Below are 2605 nucleotides of genomic sequence, written 5' to 3' on the forward strand. Positions count from 1 at the left end.
GTGGTTTAATAAGGGTGCAAAAGATCAGTAAGACGAGTTAAAAAAATTTTTTTCACTTTAAAATACGTAATGAAACCCTTGGTACGACTACATTTTAAGAGGGAGTCGCCGTCTGGCGCTCCAATCAACAAATGGGAACAGCTTTAGCATCGATAAAGCATTAAAAAAATTTACTCGCATAAACAAAGCCGAAAAACTGTCACCAACCCGAATTTCATAATTTATTTATGATCTTCATAGTCATTTGAAGGTCACTTATATAATGTTTACAGTCACTATAAAAAAGAATTGGGAGACTCGAGCTCATTTTATGTTTTGGCTATGTTATAAAGGCTAGAATTGATTGTTCACAAAATGGTTTTTATTAGTAAAATATTATCTAAACTACAAGTGCAGTTTGATGGAACAGTGTAGTAACAAAACTTCTATCGAAAACGTCTAATTGAAAAGGAGGTTGTTTTTTGAAAAGGAAATATATCTGGTTTTTCATGCTTATCTTCATTTCACTCTTTGTCACTGGTTGCGCAAAAAATGAAGAAGAAGGTAACGATGTAAAAAAGAATGACATAGATAATGAGGTTATAAACATAGTACTGGAATATTTTCAAGATCAGAATACGAACCAACATAACTCAGTAAATGAATGGAAAACCGCATCGGTGAAAAAAATTATGGTAGATGAAACATTTAAAAATTTTGATCAGTCATATCTAGGGAAAGAAATATTTTTAGTGACAAAAGTAGATTCAGTTGCTGCACCACTAGTATTTGTTGATATGGAAAGATTTGAAGTGATAGGGATTATGCCTGGGGAATAATCTCCCTTTAAAATTAACCACTTCCTTAACGAGTCTAATTAAAACAACTTACGGATACCAGGACAGCTTAGTATCACTATCTAATGGTAGATCTTTAACTTCAACACTTAATGTATCAAACCATTTATTTAATATTTCGTCCTTGGCTAGCTTTGAGTCCTCGTCGTCTTCCCATATTATATGTGAAAACCAAGCGCTAGTTTGCCATTCAAATTGCAGCTCCGCAAATGCAATGGTTGGGTGATTGGCCTGTATGAAGTTATCATTTACTGCTTTCACAACATCAGTTGCTTGAGGAAGCAGTTCGTTTTCAATTTTTTCTTTTATATCCTGATGCTCAAGCTGATGCCACATAACTAAACTTCCATCTACTTGATAAAAGATATCAAAAGAAGGTTGTTCCCCAAAATCGATGAGGACAAAAGCTCGTTCAACAGAATTGTTGGTTGCCTTAACCGTGTTCACAATAATATTTTGAGCCATTTCCACCCAATAACCCTTTGCTTCTTCTACAGGTGACTCAAGATAGAACTCGGATTCCAGTTCAGAAACAGCTACTTCTCCCTTATTAATATCTTCAACTTTTTTAAATAAGCGATTAAAAAAAACCATTTTTACACATCCTCAACAAGTTATTTTTTTCCAAGGATTAGCTATATTATAGCTTTCATGATTTCGAGTATATTTATAAATTCTGTTCATTTCTTCCTAAGAAGCTTTCGATTTCTATTCTTCTACTCTACATTGGTCCACCCTCAAACCCAATTGGCCAACCATTTTCTTTGAATTTCACCTTATATTGATATTCATGCGGTTGTTCGCTATAAAAACCTATTGTAAAACCTGTAAAAAGCTGATCATCAAAATTAATCATTCTTCCAAAGGAAATCGTAGATAAGTAATAGTCCTCCGATTGTTGAGCAGGAAAAAATTCTTTCAAGTAATTTAATGCACGATTAATATGCTGAGGAATATCTTTTAGTATTTTCTCGGCCATTTCTATACAGCGGACATAAGGCTTTTGATCATCACCTTGGATAAATATTTCTACCTCTTCCCACTCCCCTATATCCGCACGACAAAACCACTGCTTCGGTAGGAAGTTATCCTCTTCATTTTTAAGATTGTTGTCTGCTAAGTTCAATTCCTCTACTTCATTTTTAGTTAAAGGCTTCGATAGGATTAGCTGTTTCTCTAATATTTCTTTCGTGTATGTACTGTTGTTTGGATCAAAGGTACCCATTCGCTAACCTCCAATTTCGTAACTTTTTATACCTATTTTAACATAAATATACTTCTACTCTCAGAGTTCAACAAAAAGGAGCAACACCTATTTTGGTGCTGCTCCTTTTTCATTTATTTAATTCTTTTAGTTATTCTCTAAAAGTTTTGTGGCTTTCTGCAAGGTTTGGGGTCATCTCTGCAAGGTTCTAGCACATCTCTGCAAGGTTAGCTATTCTCCGCAAGGTTGTGACTCATTTCCGCAAGATTTTGCGTCATCTCCGCAAGGTTTGGACTCGTTTCTGCAAGGTTTAGAGTCATCTCTGCAAGGTTCTAGCTCATCTCTGCAAGGTTAGCTACTCTCCACAAGGTTGTGACTCATTTCCGCAAGATTCTGACTCGTTTCTGCAAGGTTTAGAGTCATCTCTGCAAGGTTAGCTATTCTCCGCAAGGTTGTGACTCATTTCCGCAAGATTTTGCGTCATCTCCGAGAACGTATAAAATTTTGTGTAAATGACCATAACTTTCCTATAGGAGATGATCATTATGCAAAATTACGAAAATAT

3 protein-coding genes are annotated in these 2605 nt (G+C 35.1%); 1 reads left to right on the forward strand and 2 read right to left on the reverse strand.

Annotated elements, in window-relative coordinates; all coding sequences use genetic code 11:
- Positions 1-461: 461 nt before the first annotated feature.
- Positions 462-818, forward strand: a complete 357-nt coding sequence (locus HF876_RS18645) for a hypothetical protein (RefSeq protein ID WP_169361547.1) — start codon at positions 462-464, stop codon at positions 816-818.
- A 48-nt stretch (positions 819-866) separates the two neighbouring features.
- Here HF876_RS18645 and HF876_RS18650 read toward each other — a convergent pair whose 3' ends face one another.
- Both HF876_RS18650 and HF876_RS18655 read right to left on the reverse strand, forming a co-directional pair.
- A complete protein-coding gene (locus tag HF876_RS18650; protein ID WP_169361548.1) occupies positions 867-1430 on the reverse strand; it encodes a hypothetical protein in 564 nt (187 codons plus the stop codon).
- Between the two features lie 127 nt (positions 1431-1557).
- A complete protein-coding gene (locus HF876_RS18655; RefSeq protein WP_169361549.1) occupies positions 1558-2061 on the reverse strand; it encodes a hypothetical protein in 504 nt (167 codons plus the stop codon).
- Positions 2062-2605: the final 544 nt, after the last annotated feature.

This window comes from Psychrobacillus sp. BL-248-WT-3 (genome assembly GCF_012843435.1).
In the GTDB taxonomy this organism is placed as follows: Bacteria; Bacillota; Bacilli; order Bacillales_A; family Planococcaceae; genus Psychrobacillus.